Here is a 16,554-nt window from a genome sequence, read left to right as displayed (position 1 = left end):
GGGGCCCTCAGTCGGTGGGGTACTGCGGTTGCAGCGCCCGTTGCTTGAGCGCGCGCTTCTCGGTGGCCGGCAGGTCCTCGCGGCCCTGGTAGGGGGCGCTGTACCAGTGGCCGTAGGTTGGGTTGGGCAACAGGAACCAGCGCTCGCCCAGCCAGCCGAGGTAGGGCGCGGCCACCCGTTGCTGATCGGCCAGGCTGCCCTTGCCGGCGATGAAGTCCCCGAAGCTGTCGCCCACCAGCATCAGCACGCGGGCGCGGCTCCCCACCCAGTGGCGTCGGCAGGTCTTGTCCGAGCCCGCGTCCGCACAGCCGCCGATGGCCGTGCCCGCCGTGAGGATCTGCGTGGCGTCGTCGATGGGGAAGCCGGCGCGGCGCAGGTTGACCAGGGTCGCCTGTTCCTGGCCGGGCTCGCGGTTGGTCAGGTAGTACGGGGTGATGCCGCGCTGCGCCGCCGCCTGCAGGAAGGCCACCGCGCCCGGTAGCGCCCTGGCCTCGGCACGCTCCACCCATTGGTTCCATTGCCTGTGGTCGTAGGGGCGGTCCTCGAGGACGGTGCGGGCGTTCAGCGGCACGTTGTCGAGCAGGGTCTCGTCGATGTCGACGATCACCGCCGGCGGCAGCCCGGCCAGTTCGCGAGGCGCTTCGGCCAGGGCGTCCCAGCCGGGGTCGGCCAGGGCCCTGTCCAGTTGCCGCGTGGCGTTGGCGTAGACCTGGCGGAACAGCAGGTCGTGCTCGATGGAGGTCTGGGTCCAGAGCACCGCGTCCAGCTGGTCGTTGGCGGGCGGGTGCTGCTGGCAGCCGGCCAGGAGCGAGGCGAGCAGGGCGGTGACGAGCGGTGTGGCGATGCGCACGGCAGGTTCCTCAGAAGTTCAGGGTGGCGGAGAGGCGCGCGGTACGCGGGGCGCCCTGGAACAGGTAGCCGTCGCCCATGTACTCGCCGGCGTCGCGCCAGTAGCGGGCGTCGAAGAGGTTGTCGACGGTCAGGCGCAGCACCGTCTCGTAGCCGTCGATATCCAGGCTGTAGCGGCCGCCGAGGTCGAACACCGCGTAGTCGTCCACCTTCACGTTGCCGGCCTGGCTGGCGTACTTGCTGCCGCTGTACTGCACGCCGCCGAGCAGGGCCAGGCCCTGGATGCCGGGGATGGCGTAGTCGGCATGCAGGCTGGCGCGCAGCTCGGGCACGTTGATCGCCTGGTGGCCTTCGTAGGCGGCGGTGCCGCTGCCGGCGACCCGCGCGCGGATGGCCGCGGCACTGGCCGAAACCTGCAGGCGGTCGGTGACCCGGCCGGTGGCGGAAAGCTCCAGGCCGATGTTCTTCTGCTCGCCCTGCTGCACGTAGGTGAAGGTGGTGTCGCCGTTGGGCCGCGCGTACTGGTAGGCCTTGGTGATCTGGAACAGCGCGGCGCTCAGGCTCAGGCGCTGCCAGTCGCGCTTGATGCCCAGCTCCAGCTGGCGCGAGACCGTCGGCGGCAGGATTTCGTCGGCGTTGGTGGTGAACCAGGGCGCTTCGCCGCCCAGGGACAGGCCCTTGCTGTAGCTGCCATAGAGGGAGATGTCCGCGCGCGGCTTGTAGATCAGCGCGACGCTGGGCAGGAACGCCGAACGCCGGGTGTGGCGGGTGGTGTTGCCGTCCTTGTCGAAGGCCTCTTCGTCCAGGCGCACCTGGCGCCCGCCGATCACCGCCTGCCAGTGTTCGCCGTAGCTCACGCGGTCGCTGGCGAACAGGCCGTACTGGCGGCTGTCCAGGCGGCGATAGGTGTGGCCGAGGGGCACGTCGGTGGGCGGGAAGTCGGGCGTGGGCTGGTGGATGTTGGCGGTGCCCACCCACTCGTTGGTCGACTTGCGCCGGTCCAGCAGGCGGCGGAAGGCGCTGCTGCCGATGGTCAGCTCGTGGCTGAGCGGGCCGCTGTCGAAGCGGCCGGCGAGGGCGGCTTGCAGCTCGTCGTTGCGGCGCGTGTCGCCCGGGTTGCGGAAGTCGTAGATGTCGTAGTCGCCTTCGGGGCTGAAGAAGTTCGGCACGGCGGAGCCGGCGCAACTGGCCGAGCCGTAGCAGCCCCAGGCGAAGGCGCTGTAGTCGTCGATCACCACGCGGCTGCGGGCGGCGCTGAGGCTGCCGGTCCAGTCGTCGTCGAAACGGTATTCGAAGCGGCCGTTGAGGTTCAGCGAGTCGATTTTCACGGGCTTGGACCAGCTCTGGTCGCCGAGGCGGTCGCTCGGGTCGATGCCGCTGGGCACCACGCTGCCGCCCAGCAGCTGGTAGCCGGGCACCGAGCGCTGCTCGCGGGTCTGGTACTCGGCGTCCAGCTGCAGCAGGGCGGCGTCGCTGATGTTCCAGTCGCTGGCCAGGGAGAGGAAGTCGCGCGTGCCGTCGGAGTTGTCGACGTAGGAGCGGATGTCCTCGTGGGCGACGTTGGCGCGCAGGCCGAAGCGCTGCTCGTCGTCGAGCCAGGCGCCGATGTCGGTGGCGATGTAGCGCTCGCCCTGCTCGTTGGTGGCCAGGGTCACCGAGCGCACGGCCTCCGGGCGCTTGGTGACGTAGTTGACCAGCCCGCCGGGCTCGGAGACGCCGCTCTGCAGGCCGGAAAGGCCCTTGAGCACCTCGACCCGCTGCTTGTTCTCCAGGGCCACGTTCTGCTCGCCGGTGATGGTACGGCCGTTGATCTTGTAGCTGCTGGCGGCGTTGAGGGAGAAGCCGCGGATCACGAAGTTCTCGTAGTAGCCGATGGGCGCGTAGCTGTCGCCGACCGAGGCGTCGTTGCGCAGCACCTCGCTGAGCAGCCTGGCCTGGCGATCCTTGATCAGCGCCTCGGTGAACACCGAGACGGAGGCGGGGGTATCCAGCAGCGGCGCCTCGTCGAAGCCGCCCACCGAGGCGCTTCGGGCCTGGTAGCCGTCGCCCTCGTCGCCGTGCACGGTGACGGTGTCCAGGGTGATGGCGCCTTGCGCCCGGACCAGGGACGGGCTCAGTGACAGGGCCAGGAGCGCCAGGGCGAAACCGTGGCGGTGCTGCAGGAACAGGGATGAAGCCATGGACGAACTCCTCGATGGACGCCGGCATGAAGCGGGGCCGGGCGGCGGGTTGCCCGGCTGGCCGCGCTGGCGTGCCTACTGCTGAAAGACGGAAGAAGGTGGAAGAACCTCAGGCCGGAGCTGCTCCGGTGGACATTGGCAAGGCTGGATCGGCCGCCCATTCCTGCAGCGAGCCGTCGTAGATCGAGACCCGCTGCCGGCCCAGGAGGGTCAGGGCGAGGGCCGTGGCGGCGGCGGAAATGCCGCCGCCGCAATAGAGGATCAGGGGCTGCTCGCCCTCCAGCAGCGGGCCCAGGGCCCGGGCCAGCTGCGGTGCCGGCAGGTAGCGGCCGCTCGCGTCGAACAGGCCGCGTGCCGGGTGGCTGAGGCTGCCGGGAATATGGCCGCGCCGGGCATAGCGGGTCACGGCACTGCCGTCGAAGAGCGCGGCGGACAGCGCGCAGACCAGCGTGCCGGGCGCGTTGCCTCCGACCACGGCGAGCACGTCCTGGCGATCGGCCCAGAAACCCGCCTGGGGGGCCAGCTGCGGCAACGGCGCGCCGCCACCGGGCTCCTCGCCCTGTGCCAGGGGCAGGCCGGCGTGGCGCCAGGCCTTGAGGCCGCCATCGAGCACGGCGGCGGTGATGCCGAGGCTGCGCAGCATCCACCACAGGCGCGCGGCCCAGAAACCGTCGTGGCGGTCGTAGATGACGATGCGCCGTGCGCCGCCGATGCCCAGGCGGGCCAGGGGGCGCTGCAGGGCGGCCGGGGACGGCAGGGCGAAGCTGAAGCCCGCCGCGCCATCGGCCAGCTCGTGCAGCAGGTCCGCATGGCGGGCACCGGGGATGTGCTCCTGGCGCCAGGCCGCCTCGCCGCTTGCCACCCGGTAGTCGCCGTCGAATGCGGCGGCGGCCAGTTCGACGCTGGCATCGAGCAGCAGCAGGCCGGGTTCGGCCAGGGCCCGGTGCAGGGCCTGCGGGGCGATGAGGATGGCGGCTTGGTGCGTGGGCATGGCGGTTTCCTAGTTGCGTGTGCGGGCGTGCCGGTCGAGGTGGTCGAGCAGGCGGGTGCCCTCGTTGTCGCCGAACCAGCGGGCATGGCCGACCAGGAAGGCGTGGTAGGCGATATCCGCACTGGACCGGGAGCCGACGATGCCTTCGAAGTAATCCACCTCGGCGAGGGCGAAGTCGGCGTGCACCAGCGGCAGCAGTGCCTTGAGGGTGAACAGGTCGTTGCGGTCGAGGGGCCGCTGGCTCGTGTAGCCGGCCAGCAGCGCATCGACGGCGTCGAGGTCGGCCGGGGCGCGGCCGCCATCATCCAGTTCCAGCCAGGGAACGCAATTGCGTTCCAGCGCGGTGGCGAGGTCGAACAGGGCGAAGGTGAGGTCGCTGAGGCCGAAGTCGAGGACGCTCTCGACCTCGGCCGAGCCACCTTCGGCGCGCCACAGCAGGTTGGAGGCATGCCAGTCGTTGTGGGTCCAGAGCGCTGGTTGGCCGGCGAGCAGCGGCAGCAGCTCGCGGTGCCACGGCAGGTGCAGTTCCGCCAGGGTCCGGCGCCAGTCCTGCCCGGCCAGGTAGCGGGCCAGGGCGGGCCGCCGGGGCAGGGCCAGCTCGATGGCCTGCAGCGGGTCGCGCTGGCTGAAGACGCGCAGGTTGGACACCAGCACCGGAGCCTGGCGGGCACGCGCGGTGAAGCCTTCGGCGGCGCGGTGCAGGCGGGCGAGGGTGGCACCGGCCGAGTAGGCGTGGTGCAGGTCGAGGAAGGGCGTCCAGGACAGCGCGTCGCGGTAGAGATCGTCCCCGGCGGCGCGGGGCAGCACTTCGTAGGTCCAGTCGCCGAGGGCCAGCGCGCTGTTGCCGTGCGTGTCGGTCAGGGGGCTGACCACCGGGGCGCCTCGGCTCGCCAGGTGGCGGATGAAGCGGTGTTCCTCTTCCAGCCACGCCGGCTGGCGCACGCTGTGGTGATGACGCTTGACGAACAGCTCGCCCCGCTCCGTCTGCACCTGGGCGGCGGCGGAGAAGGGGCGCGGGCTGTGCCAGCCGAGCTGCACCCCGGCGCCCAGCTGCGGGAAGCGCTGCAGCACCTGCTCGACGTCCCGTTGCTGCAGGGCGGGCCAGTCGGCTTCCACCGGTTGCGAGCCCATGCCGTGGGCGATGCGTCCGGGCTCGCTCATGGCCGCGGCTCCGCCAGGTAGCCGTTGTGGGTGGCGTGGCGCCAGGCGTCCGCGTCGGCGAGCACACCGTGCGCGTGCAGCCAATGCGCATAGGGTGCGAGCAGTTCTTCACGCTGCCGGCCCCAGCGCTGCTCGTGCAACCAGGTGGTGGCGATGCGCTGCAGCGACTGGCTGAGCAGCTCGGTGGGGAAGTAGGGGATGGCCGCCTCATAGGCGGGCAGAGCGCTTTGCGGGTCGGCCGCCACGGCGCGGAAGCCGCGCTCGGTGGCGGCGAGGAAGGCGCGTGCGGCTTCGGCGTTGTCGTCGAGCCAGTCCTCGCGGCCGCCCAGCAGGTAGCTGTGGTAGCGCGGTGCGCCGATCTCGTCCACCGGCCAGACCACGCGGCGTTCGGCCGGGATGGGGCTGTCCATCAGCGCTTCCCAGGCCCAGTAGCCACCGAAGCTGGCGTCGGCGACCCCGGCGGCCAGTTGTTCCGGGCGCAGCTCGCGCACCTTGCTGTCGACGATGATCACGGCATCCGGATCGCCACCGTCGGCAGCCACCAGGTGGCGCACCATGGCCAGGCCGCGCGGCGTGGGGTTGAGCGCCAGGCGCTTGCCGGCCAGGTCGCGGGGTCGCTGGATGCCGAGGCCGGTCAGGGTCTGGATGGACTCCAGCCCGCCATGGTTGATGGCGGCCACGCCCAGCAGGGGTTGGCCGAGGCTGCGCCGGACCAGCAGGCGGTTGCTGGGGAATACGCCAAGATCGGCCGCCCCCTGCAGCACGTGTTCGAGCGTGTCGCCCCGGAAGGGGTCCGGCACCTGGAGCTGCACATCCAGCCCGGCGTCGCGGTACCAGCCGCGTTCCCGCGCCACGTAGAAACCGGCCGAATTCGGCCAGGGATGAAAATATTCCAGCATTACCCGTACAGCGATCATCCATCTTGCTCCGCATTGCCCAGTGGGCTCGTCGGGGCGGATTTAAAGGGAGGGGCCCTGGTATATACCAATACCCTTCAGCGCTATTGATATCCCTTCATGGAATAAATGACGTGCTGCTAATTCAATCGAGGATTAAGCGGCGGCGTGCCGGCGCGACCGCCGACGGTGCAGGCTCCGCGTCGCTGCGTAGCTGTCGGCGCCCCGGGGTTGTCTTGTAGACTTCGGCACCGTCAGGGGGCGTCGGTCGGGTTCGATCCGGGTGCCTCCCTGGCTCCCCTGGGCCCTGCTGGTACGCCACCGCATGCACGCCGTTCGCCTGAATCGACAGCCGTTTTCCTGGCCCCTGCTGGTGCTGCTTCTGTTGCCGTTTTTGGCAGGGGCGGGCGAGCGGGTGGTCGACGCCGCGGCCGTGGACCAGGCTGCGCTGTCGCTGACGCCCTTCGTCTCGCTGCTCGAGGACCCGGACCGTTCCCTGACCCTGGCGGACGTGCAGGCACCTGAGCGGGCGGCGCGCTTCCGGGGTGACCTGCCGCCCGGCAACGCGCTGGCGCTGGGCTTTACCCGCTCCGCCTACTGGCTGCGCCTGGTGTTGCGCAACCCGGGCGATACCCCGTTGCGGCGCATGCTGGTGGTGGAGAACCCGCGCATCTCCCATGTCGAGGCGCATATCCCCGATGCGCAGGGCGTCTACCATGCGACCGCCACCGGCTGCGACGTCCCGCCCTCGAGCAAGGCCTATCCCAACCGCAACTTCGTCTTCCCCCTGCACCTGGGCGCACATTCGGAGCAGGTGCTGTACCTGCGCGTGGAGTCGAGCGTGGGGCTGCTGGTGCCGCTGCAGCTGTGGCCGGTGGAGGCGTTCCACGCCTACGAGCGCGACGACTATGTGAGCAAGGTCTGGTACTTCGGCATCGCCACCGCGATGGTGCTGTTCAACCTGATGCTGTTCGTCGCCCTGCGCGACCCTGTCTACCTGCTGTACGTGGCCTTCGTGGCCTCCACCGCCTTCACCCTGGCGATCAAGAACGGCCTGGCCCCGGACGGGACCATCGCCGGGCTGCCGCTGAACTCCAACGTCGCCTACTACTCCGGCGTTTCCCTGGCCCTGAGCGCGATGTTGCTGTTCACCCGGCGCATGCTGCGCACCGACCAGGTGATGCCGAGGGTCGACCGCCTGCTGCTGGCGATGGTCGCCCTGTACCTGGTCACGCCGCTGCTCTATGCCTTCGCGCTGCCGCTGTTCTCGCGCCTGGCGGTCTACTTCAACCTCGCCACTGCGGTGGTGGTGCTGGGCGTGGCGCTGGTGGGGGTGTTCAGGCGCCAGCGCGCCGCCTGGTTCTTCCTCGCGGCCTTCGCACTGCTGATGTTCGGCGGTGCCATGACCACGCTGCGCGCCATGGGCCTGATGCCCACCAACATGTTCACGGTGGACGGCATCCAGCTGGGTTCGGCGATGGAGATGATCGTGCTGGCCTTCGCCCTGGCGGATCGCTTCAACGTCATGCGCCGCGAGAAGGCGCGGGTGCAGGAGGCGTTGCTGCAGGCGCAGCAGATGCTGGTGGAGACGCTGCAGGGGTCCGAGCGGGAGCTGGAGCTGCGCGTGGCACAACGCACCGATGAACTGCAGGAACTCAACAGCAAGCTGGAAACCCTGAGCCTGACCGACGCGCTGACCGGCATCGCCAACCGCCGCCACTTCGACGAGGTGCTGCAGCAGGAATGGCACCGTGCCCAGCGCACCGGCGAGCCGCTGGCACTGGCGATCCTCGATGTCGACTGGTTCAAGCGCTACAACGACCACTACGGCCACCCGGCCGGCGACGCCTGCCTGCAGCGTATCGCCCAGGTGCTGGCGAGTACCCTCGGTCGCTCCAGCGACCTGGTGGCCCGCTACGGCGGCGAGGAATTCGTTGCCCTGATGCCGCTGACCGATGCGGACGGGGCCCAGGGTATCGCCCAGCGACTGGTGCAGGCCGTCGAGGCGCTGGACCTGCCGCACGCGCTCTCGACCTTCGGCCGCGTCACCCTGAGCATCGGCGTAGCCGACATGACCCCCGGGCCGGACGAGGCCCCCGAGACCCTGCTGCAGCGTGCCGACGAGGCGTTGTACGAGGCGAAGAAAGCCGGGCGCAACCGCGTCGGGCGCTTCATGTAGCTCGCGTGCTGCGCGAGCCCGCTGTCAGGGGGCGGAGAGGTGGGTCAGCAACTGCCGCGCGTGGGAGGACAGCGCATCCCCGCCCTTGATGCACAGCCGCAGTTCCCGCGTCGCCCAGGTGTTCTCCAGGCCGACGATGGCCACCGGCATCTCCTGCGCCAGGCGCGTGGCCGCCGCTTCCGGGAGCATGGCGATGCCGGCGTGCTGGGCCACCAGCTGGGCGATGGCGTCGAAGCTCGGCGCGCGCACCCGCACCTTCAGCGGCAAGGCGTAGTTCACCGCCATCTCCTCGATGAAGCGTTGCATGGCGCGCTCCGGCGGCAGGCAGACGAAGGCGAAGCCCAGTGCCTCGCGCATGTGCGCCTGGCGGCGCCCGGCCAGGGGGTGGTCCCGAGGCACCAGCAGCACCAGGCGGTCATCGCGAAAAGGCATCGAGACCAGCCCGCCGGTGGGCAGGTTGCCGTCGTAGACGCCGATATCGAACTCGCCCGCCTGCACGCCGCGCAGCACGTCGCGGCTGTTCAGCTCGGTGAGTTGCAGGTCCACTTCCGGGTAGTCGGCGAGGAAGGGCCCGAGCGTGGCGGGGAGAAAGGTGCTGTTGGCGACGGTGCTCGCCGCCAGGCGCAGGGTGATGCGGCGCTGCCCGGCGAGCTCCTGCAGGGTGTCCTTGAGCTTCTGCGCCTCGTGCAGCACGCCGTGACAGGATTCCAGCACCAGGCGTCCTGCCGGTGTCAGCGCCATGCCATCGGCCTTGCGCACGAACAGGGCCAGCCCGCAACGCTCCTCGAACTGGCGCAACCGCGTGCTCGCCGCCGAAACCGCGACCGGGAAGGTGGCAGCCGCCTTGCTCAGGCTGCCGGTGGCGGCGATGGCGGTGAGCAGGCGCAGGTCGGCCAGGTCGAAATGCATGGGCGTTCTCTTTTGGCGAAGGGTCTTTTCGGTAAAAAGCGATTCTAGCCGTATCGTCTTCGCTTCAGAATAAGGCTCCCTCACTGCTGGCCGAAGCCCGATGAACGTCTTGCTCTCCCTCTACCAGCGTGGCGCCCGCAACGGTGCCCTTTATGCGGTGCTCTCGGCCGTCGGATTCAGCCTCAAGGCGATCTTCGTCAAGCTGTCCTACGCAGCCGCGCCCGTGGATGCGCTGACCATCCTGGCGATGCGCATGGGCCTGGCGTTACCCCTGTTCGCCTGGTTGCTGTGGCTGAGCCGTGGCACCGGGCAGGTGGCGTTGTCGGGCCGCGACGGGGTGCGCGTGCTGCTGCTGGGGATGTTCGGCTACTACCTGTCCAGCCTCTTCGACTTCTATGGGCTGGCGTTCATCAGCGCCGGCCTGGAGCGGCTGATCCTGTTCACCTACCCGACGCTGGTGCTGGTGTTCCAGGCGCTGATCTTCCGCGAGCGGCCGAGCCGGCGCACCTTGCTCGCCATGGGCCTGTGCTACCTGGGGCTCGGGATCGCGCTGATGCACGATATCGGCAGCACCGACATGGGCACGCAGGTGATGATCGGCGCCGCCTGGGTGTTCGCCAGCGCGGTGACCTACGCGCTCTATTACCTGGGCACCGGCGTGGTGGTGAAGCGTATCGGCTCCATGCGCCTGGCCGGCCTGGCCGGGGGGGCTTCGGCGCTGATGGTGCTGGCGCACTACGGTGTGGTGGCCGACTTCACCCAACTGGCGGCGCTGCCGGCGTCGGTGTGGCTGTACGCCACGCTGATGGCGCTGTTCTCCACCGTGCTGCCGATCTACTGGATGGCGCTGGCGATCCAGCGCATGGGCACCACCCACACCGCCGCCTTGGGCAACCTGGGGCCGGTGCTGACCATCCTGGCGTCGTGGGCGTTGCTGAACGAGGCCATCTCGGCCTACCAGCTGGTCGGGCTGGCGCTGGTGCTGTTCGGGGTGTCGCGGCTCAGGCCGGCGCCAGCCACTGCCGCGCCTGTCGTCGTGACCCGCGTGGCGGGTGCGGGGCGCCACACCCCCGACTGAGGTGTGAAGGCGGTCGCGCAAGCCGCCGCCGACACGCTTGCCAAGCTGTTCTACTCTCCCATCGGCGAGCCATAGATCGCGGGGTAGGGCAGATGGGAAGCAGCCACAGATCAGCGGGACCGAGGGCAAGGCACGACGGGGTGTGGGGCTGGCTGGCGTTATGCCTGTGCATGCTGACGTCGGCCCTGGCACTGGGGGCCGAGCCGGTAGCGGAGGGGGACGCCCGCGAGGCCGCCGAACTCAGGGTGATGAACCGCAGTATCCAGGTGTTTCGCACCGTGGTGCTCGGTGAGACCCCCGGGCAGCGGGTGAGGCGCGCCCGGGCGGTGATCGGCGAGGCGCTGGAAGGCACCGAGCGGCTCGAGGTGCGCATCGAGGCCGTGGGCGAGGACTATCTGCTGCTGCTCGGCGACCGCCGTGCCTTCATCGTCGCCCCGGGCGATGTCGACCCGCTGGCTGCGGCCTCCGTGCGCGAAGCTGCCCAGGGCGCCGCCGAGAGATTGCGCCTGGTGGTGACCGAGACGCAGCAGGCACGCAGCGTACGTTTCATCGTCGAGGCGGCGGGGTATTCCGCGCTGGCGACCTTGCTGTTCTTCGCCGCGCTCAAGGCCATCCAGTTCATTCGCCTCCGATCGCTGGCGCGCCTGCCCGACCTGATGACGCGTCACGCGCCGGCCCTGCGCGTGGGGCAGACGCCCGTGCTCGAGGTGCGCTACCTGTACCCCGTGGTGGGACGGGTATTCTGGGCGTTCCGTTGGGCGCTGATCCTGCTGCTGTGCTACGAGTGGCTGAGCTTCGTGCTGTCGCGATTCCCCTATACGCGTCCCTGGGGTGAAAGCCTCAACTCCTACCTGCTGGAGGTGGCCGGCCACCTGTTGCAGGGCATCATCGGCGCGGTTCCGGGGCTGGTCCTGGCCGTCTCCATCTTCTTCATCGCCCGGGGTGTCACGGCGTTCAGCCAGCGGGTACTGCGACGCATGGCGATGCCGGGAACCCTGAGCTGGCTGAACCTGGAAACGCTGCCAACCACAACGCGCCTGACTTCGCTGGCGATCTGGCTGTTCGCCCTGGCCATGGCCTACCCCTACCTGCCGGGGGCGGGCACCGAGGCGTTCAAGGGGCTTTCGGTGCTGGTGGGGCTGATGATCTCCCTCGGCGCCTCCAGCGTGGTGGGCCAGGCGGCGGCGGGCCTGATCCTGACCTATACGCGCACGCTTCGGGTGGGGGAGTTCGTGCGTATCGGCGAGCACGAGGGCACGGTCACCGAGCTGGGCATGTTCACCACGCGGGTGCGCACCGGGCTGGGCGAGGTGCTGACCATCCCCAATTCGATGATCACCAGCAGCGTGACCAAGAACTACTCGCGCGCCGTGCAGGGCCAGGGCTACGTGGTCGACACCACGGTGACGATCGGCTACGACACGCCCTGGCGCCAGGTGGAGGCGATGCTGCTGGAGGCGGCGCGGCGTACGGCGGGCATTCTCGAGCAGCCGGCCCCGCAGGTGTTCCAGACGGCGCTGTCGGACTTCTACCCCGAATACCGCCTGGTGGCTCAGGCCATCCCCAGCGAGCCGCGTCCCCGCGCGGAGCTGCTGAGCGAGCTGCACGCCAATGTCCAGGATGTATTCAACGAATACGGCGTGCAGATCATGTCGCCGCACTACCTGGGCGACCCTCAGCAGGAGAAATGGGTGCCGCGGGAGAAATGGTTCGCCGCCCCGGCGCGGGAGCGGGACGAACCCTGAGAGGTGGCGGTCAGCCTGGCAGCCGGGCGATCACCTTGATCTCGAAATCGAAGCCATAGAGCCAGGTGACGCCGACGGCGGTCAGCGTCGGGTGCGGAGCCGCGCCCCAGAACTCCGGCACCACCTGCCAGATGGCTTCGAATTTCGATTGCGGGTCGACCATGAACACGGTGACGTCGACCACGTCGTCGAAGCTGCAGCCGGCCTCGCCGAGAATCGCATTGAGGTTGGTGAAGGCCTGGCGCACCTGGGCCTTGAGGTCCGGCTCCGGCGAGCCGTCGGGGTTGCTGCCCACCTGCCCGGAGACGAACAGGAAGCCATTGGAGCGGATGGCCGGCGAGTAGCGGTTGCGCTCGTAGAGCGCCTGGCGGCCGGGCGGGAAAACGACGTCGCGTTGGGTCATGGGGAGGTACTCCAGTGGTGGGTCGATGCGACCCGGGGTCAACGATGGAGGCGACTCTAGGCCCTTGCGCAGGGGCGATAAACGCGCAAGCTTGTCCATCACTGTTTGCCGATCCCAAACAATCCGCCGGATATCTGGAGCGTCCATGGACCGTTTCGATGCGATGCAGGCCTTCGCCCGGGTGGTGGAGGCGGGCAGCTTCACCCGCGCCGCCGACACCCTGCACATGAGCAGGACCAGCGTCACCCAGCTGGTGCAGCAGCTGGAAGCGCGCCTGCGCGTGAAGCTGCTCAACCGCACCACGCGACGTGTCGCGCTCACCGCCGACGGCGCCGCCTACTATGAGCGGGTGGTGCGCCTGCTGGCCGACCTGGACGATGCCGAGACCAGCCTCTCCAGCGCCTCCGCCTCGCCCCGTGGGCGCCTGCGGGTGGATGTGCCGAGCCCGCTGGCGAGCATGATCCTGGTGCCGGCGCTGCCCGAGTTCCATGCACGCCACCCGGACATCCAGATCGACATGGGCGTCAGCGACCGCATCGTCGACGTGATCGGCGAGAACGTCGATTGCGTGGTGCGCGGCGGGGAGCTGAGCGACCAGTCGCTGGTGGCGCGGCGGGTCGGCGACCTGCGCCTGGGCGTCTACGCGGCGCCGGACTACCTGCGGCGCCTGGGTACGCCGACGCACCCGCGCGAGCTGGAGGATTCGCCCCATCGCATCATCGGCTTCCTCTGGGCGCGCACCGGCAAGCCGGTGCCCTATGCCATGCGCAAGGGGGACGAGGAAATCCGCGTGAACGGGCGCTACGTGCTGGCGGTGGACGACGGCAACGCCTACCTCGCCGCCGGCCTGGCGGGGCTGGGCGTGCTCTGGCTGCCGGAGTACATGGCCCGGCCCAGTTGGGCGAACGGTGCGCTGGTGCCGCTGATGGAGGACTGGACGCTGGACCCGATGCCGATCTACCTGGCGTTCCCGCCGAACCGGCACATCAGCGCCAAGCTGCGGGTGTTCATCGACTGGGTGGCCGAGCTGATGGCGCGCCACGCGCCGGTGATGACCCGCCCGGGCGCGTGACGCCGTGAAGGAATGACGACGGGGCCGCAACGGCCCCGTCGCCTTCGGGTCAGAACGCGACCCGGACCCCGGCCTCGACGCTGCGACCGGCCGCCGGCACCTCGTCCCGCAGGATCGAACTGGCGTAGCGCACGGTCTGGTCGTTGAGGTTGTCGCCCTTGAGGAACACCAGCCACTCGCTTTCCGCCAGGTCGAAGCGGTAGCCGAGGCTGGCGTTGAGGGTGGTGTAGCCGTCGGTGCCGCGCTCCTCGTCCGGGACCCGGCGCTGGGCGCTGGCGTGCTCGACGCCGACGCTGGCCTGCCAGCTCTGGTAGTTCCACAGCAGGGCGCTGTTCAGGCGCAGGGGCGAGATGCGTGGCAGGGGCTCGCCGGTCTCCTTGTTCTTGGCGCGGGTGTAGTCGGCGGAGCTCTGCAGGGCGAAGTCGCCGTAGGCGGTCTGCGCCAGGCGCCAGTGGTCCTGTGCCTCGACGCCCCAGAAGTCGGCCTTCACGCCGCTGTAGAGGTACTCCGGCAGCGCATCGGCATCGCTCGGGGCGACTTCCTGGCCGTCCTCGTCCAGGTAGCGGCCGCTGCCCAGCAGGCCGATGTAGTTGGAGAAGCGGCTGTAGAACACACCGACGCTGCCCTTGTGGGTGCCGTCGTCGAAGCGCAGGGCCAGGTCGGTGGACCAGGACTTCTCCTTCTCCGCATCGGCGTCGCCCACCTCGTAGGTGCCGGTGGCGGCGTGGGGGCCGTTGGCGTAGAGCTCGTAGAAGGTCGGCGCACGCTCGGTGTAGCTGAGGGTGCCGGCCAGGGACCAGATGTCGGTCAGGCGGTAGATGGAGCCGAACGACAGGCTGCCGGCGGTGAAGCTGTGGCTGTCGTCGGCGCCTTCGAAGCGTTCGTTGCCGGCGGCGTCCGGGCGCAGGCGGGTGTGTTCCAGGCGCCCGCCGAGGCTGAGTTCCAGGCGCTCGGTGGCCTGCCAGCTCTCCAGGGCGAAGAGGGCGCCGCTGTCGGTGTCGGTCTGGGGCACGAAGGCTTCCTCGCCCAGGGCCTCGAAGCGGCTCTGGGCCACCTGCACGCCGACCACGCCTTCCAGCGGGCCGATGGGCGCGTGGCGGGCTTCGAGGCGGGCTTCGTAGCCGTCGTTCTTGAAGGTGGTGCCGACTTCGCCGTCCTCGATCTCCCGGTGCTCGTACGTGGTGTGGCCGACGTCCAGCTTCAGCGAGCTGAAGGGGCCTTCCAGGTCGCGGATCTCAGAGGCCAGGGCGTAGTGGCGCTGCTCCATGTCGATGCGCACGGCGTCTTCGGCGGGCGAGCCGTAGTTGCTGTCGTACTCGTCGTAGGAGAGGCCGACGTAGCCATGGTCCCAGTGGTAGGCGCCACCCACCGCGCCACCGTCCTGGCGGCCGTCGCTGTTGTTGACGCGGTGCTTGCTGTCGTCGCCGTCCTGGGCGCGCTGGTCGCGGGAGCGGGCATGGCCGGGGATGCGCGTGTCGTTGAACTGCCGCGAGTTGGCGTCCAGGTGCAGGGCGAAGTTGCCGTCGCCGGCCTCCAGCTTGCCGGCCGCGCTGCGGGTGGTGTCGGCGCCGCCGTAGCGCAGCTCGCCGCCGCCGTGCAGGCCGTCCACCGGCTCGGTGGGGATGCGGTTGTCGAAGGTGTTGACCACGCCGCCCACGGCGCTGCCGCCGTACAGCAGCGCCGCCGGGCCGCGCACCACTTCGATGCGCTCGGCGTTGGCCGCGTCATAGGGCACGGCGTGGTCGTAGGAGAGCGAGGAGGCGTCCAGCGCGCCGACGCCATTGCGCAGGATACGGATGCGGTCGCCGTCGAAGCCACGGATCACCGGGCGGCTGGCGGCCGGGCCGAAGTAGGTGGATGACACGCCGGGCAGGCCGTTGAGGGTTTCGCCCAGTTGCGCTGCGCTGCGCAGGCTCAGCTCGTCGCCTTCCACCACGCTGGTGGGCGAGGCGAGGGTTTCGCTTTTCAGCGGATTGGCGGTGATCACCTGCTGGTCGAGGACGATGGGCTGCGCGGCGAATGCCTGTTGCGCCACCAGCAGGGCGGCGGCGAGGGGCGTGCGGAGGAGGAGTCGAGCGGACATCGGAAGCAATTCCTGACAGTTGGAATTGCAATGTTACAACATAACAATATTGGCGCCAGTACTTTGCATGCCCGTCCTAGAGCGCCCCGCAGGGGCCGGGGTGTGGCGATGCCGGAACGAACCGGTGCGCTTGTGCAGGACGCGCGCTCGCGCAAGCCAGCTGACGACCTGATGCTCTGCGCCGCCCAGGCTGGAACGCGGTGCTGGCCGGTGGCTCGGGTGGCGGCGTACTCGCCAATGCAAAATGCCGCGTGCCGCTTGGGCGATCTTGCAGTTTGCAATTCACCGTGCCGCGGCGTCGCAAGCCAACCCATTGTTCTGCAAGGACTTATGGGGTTTCGCCGAACTGGCATGTTGCGTGCTCTCTCCTCCACTACAAGCACTACAAGCAGGAAGACGCCCATGAATGTCTGTGTCAGAGAGATCATCGAAGCCTTTCCCGACCGGGAAGTGACCCTCACCACCCGCGCGGACGGTCGCCTGTCGCTGACCATCGTGGGTGCGGCCCAGCCGGCCTTCCACCGGGTCATCGACTGCGATGCCGTGTTGTCGCGGGCCCAGGTCGGCAGCCTGATCGACCAGTTGGTGGAGGACGTGCGTGCCGGTGCCGACAATCGCCAGCCGGGGCAGGGTGCCCGCTGGCTGGCCCGGGGGCTGCCGACCGCCGCTGTTCCTCCCTTCATCGCTGACCGCGCGTCCAGCGCCCGGGCGGGCGAGCCGCGCCCCGGGCGCGCGACCTGCTGAGGGCAACGCCATGGAGCACTTTCTCATCGTCAAGGACCACCAGGAATGGGCGTGTCGCCGGTTCGGCAGCCTGGAGAACCTGTTCAGTTCGGCCAGCAAGGCGGACGTCATCTGCATGGCCGCCGCCCAGGTCGGGCACCTGCAATCGTCGGTGAAGATCCACGGCGAGGACGGTTCGCTGGAAGAGGAGCGGATCTACCCGCTGCTCAGTGGCGATCCGCTGCGGTATCTCTGACGCGCGATAAGCGAGGCCCAACGCCTGAT

Annotated in this window: 14 protein-coding genes; 6 read left to right on the top strand and 8 right to left on the bottom strand. The window is 69.5% G+C overall.

Annotated features, from left to right (window positions below; translation table 11 throughout):
* Nucleotides 1-7: 7 nt before the first annotated feature.
* The 5 genes from ACYJSS_RS19895 to ACYJSS_RS19875 all read right to left on the bottom strand — a co-directional run bounded on the left by ACYJSS_RS19895 (nt 8) and on the right by ACYJSS_RS19875 (nt 6,098).
* Nucleotides 8-850 (bottom strand): 5'-nucleotidase, lipoprotein e(P4) family, encoded by an 843-nt coding sequence (locus tag ACYJSS_RS19895; RefSeq protein WP_236205577.1) that lies wholly within the window; start codon nt 848-850, stop codon nt 8-10.
* A gap of 10 nt (nt 851-860) precedes the next feature.
* On the bottom strand, nt 861-3,029 hold the full coding sequence (locus ACYJSS_RS19890) for a TonB-dependent siderophore receptor (RefSeq protein ID WP_236205578.1): 2,169 nt from the start codon (nt 3,027-3,029) through the stop codon (nt 861-863).
* 109 nt (nt 3,030-3,138) lie between these two features.
* Nucleotides 3,139-4,020, bottom strand: coding sequence for a sulfurtransferase (locus ACYJSS_RS19885; RefSeq protein ID WP_236205579.1), 882 nt, complete (start codon nt 4,018-4,020; stop codon nt 3,139-3,141).
* 9 nt (nt 4,021-4,029) lie between these two features.
* Nucleotides 4,030-5,181, bottom strand: a complete 1,152-nt coding sequence (locus ACYJSS_RS19880) for a phosphotransferase enzyme family protein (protein WP_236205580.1) — start codon at nt 5,179-5,181, stop codon at nt 4,030-4,032.
* Nucleotides 5,178-6,098: an ABC transporter substrate-binding protein gene (locus ACYJSS_RS19875; protein ID WP_111263222.1), complete on the bottom strand. Its 921-nt coding sequence runs from the start codon at nt 6,096-6,098 to the stop codon at nt 5,178-5,180. Before ACYJSS_RS19875 ends, ACYJSS_RS19880 begins: the two co-directional genes overlap by 4 nt.
* Nucleotides 6,099-6,402: 304 nt before the next feature.
* Between ACYJSS_RS19875 and ACYJSS_RS19870 the strand changes: the two genes are divergently transcribed.
* Nucleotides 6,403-8,256 (top strand): diguanylate cyclase, encoded by a 1,854-nt coding sequence (locus tag ACYJSS_RS19870; protein WP_236205581.1) that lies wholly within the window; start codon nt 6,403-6,405, stop codon nt 8,254-8,256.
* A 24-nt stretch (nt 8,257-8,280) separates the two neighbouring features.
* On the opposite strand, the gene ACYJSS_RS19865 is transcribed toward ACYJSS_RS19870, so the two are convergent.
* Complete coding sequence (locus tag ACYJSS_RS19865; protein WP_236205582.1) at nt 8,281-9,165, bottom strand: LysR family transcriptional regulator; 885 nt, start codon at nt 9,163-9,165, stop codon at nt 8,281-8,283.
* 100 nt (nt 9,166-9,265) lie between these two features.
* On the opposite strand from ACYJSS_RS19865, the gene ACYJSS_RS19860 reads away from it, so the two are divergent.
* Together ACYJSS_RS19860 and ACYJSS_RS19855 are read left to right on the top strand one after the other, a co-directional pair.
* Complete coding sequence (locus ACYJSS_RS19860) at nt 9,266-10,243, top strand: DMT family transporter (protein ID WP_236205583.1); 978 nt, start codon at nt 9,266-9,268, stop codon at nt 10,241-10,243.
* A 170-nt stretch (nt 10,244-10,413) separates the two neighbouring features.
* Nucleotides 10,414-11,988: a mechanosensitive ion channel family protein gene (locus ACYJSS_RS19855; RefSeq protein ID WP_111263218.1), complete on the top strand. Its 1,575-nt coding sequence runs from the start codon at nt 10,414-10,416 to the stop codon at nt 11,986-11,988.
* A 10-nt stretch (nt 11,989-11,998) separates the two neighbouring features.
* Here ACYJSS_RS19855 and ACYJSS_RS19850 read toward each other — a convergent pair whose 3' ends face one another.
* A complete protein-coding gene (locus ACYJSS_RS19850; protein WP_236205584.1) occupies nt 11,999-12,391 on the bottom strand; it encodes a RidA family protein in 393 nt (130 codons plus the stop codon).
* Nucleotides 12,392-12,536: 145 nt separating this feature from the next.
* Here ACYJSS_RS19850 and ACYJSS_RS19845 point away from each other — a divergent pair, with 145 nt between their 5' ends.
* Nucleotides 12,537-13,463, top strand: a complete 927-nt coding sequence (locus ACYJSS_RS19845; RefSeq protein ID WP_111263216.1) for a LysR family transcriptional regulator — start codon at nt 12,537-12,539, stop codon at nt 13,461-13,463.
* Between the two features lie 49 nt (nt 13,464-13,512).
* Here the strand turns inward: ACYJSS_RS19845 and ACYJSS_RS19840 are convergent, their stop codons facing one another.
* Nucleotides 13,513-15,546 (bottom strand): TonB-dependent receptor, encoded by a 2,034-nt coding sequence (locus tag ACYJSS_RS19840; RefSeq protein ID WP_236205585.1) that lies wholly within the window; start codon nt 15,544-15,546, stop codon nt 13,513-13,515.
* A 402-nt stretch (nt 15,547-15,948) separates the two neighbouring features.
* On the opposite strand from ACYJSS_RS19840, the gene ACYJSS_RS19835 reads away from it, so the two are divergent.
* Nucleotides 15,949-16,290, top strand: coding sequence for a hypothetical protein (locus ACYJSS_RS19835; protein WP_236205586.1), 342 nt, complete (start codon nt 15,949-15,951; stop codon nt 16,288-16,290).
* Nucleotides 16,291-16,300: 10 nt separating this feature from the next.
* Nucleotides 16,301-16,525 (top strand): DUF2188 domain-containing protein, encoded by a 225-nt coding sequence (locus ACYJSS_RS19830; RefSeq protein WP_111263213.1) that lies wholly within the window; start codon nt 16,301-16,303, stop codon nt 16,523-16,525.
* Nucleotides 16,526-16,554 lie beyond the last annotated feature (29 nt).

Source organism: Pseudomonas sp. No.21 (genome assembly GCF_054558415.1).
This window is presented reverse-complemented; position numbering and strand designations above follow the sequence as displayed.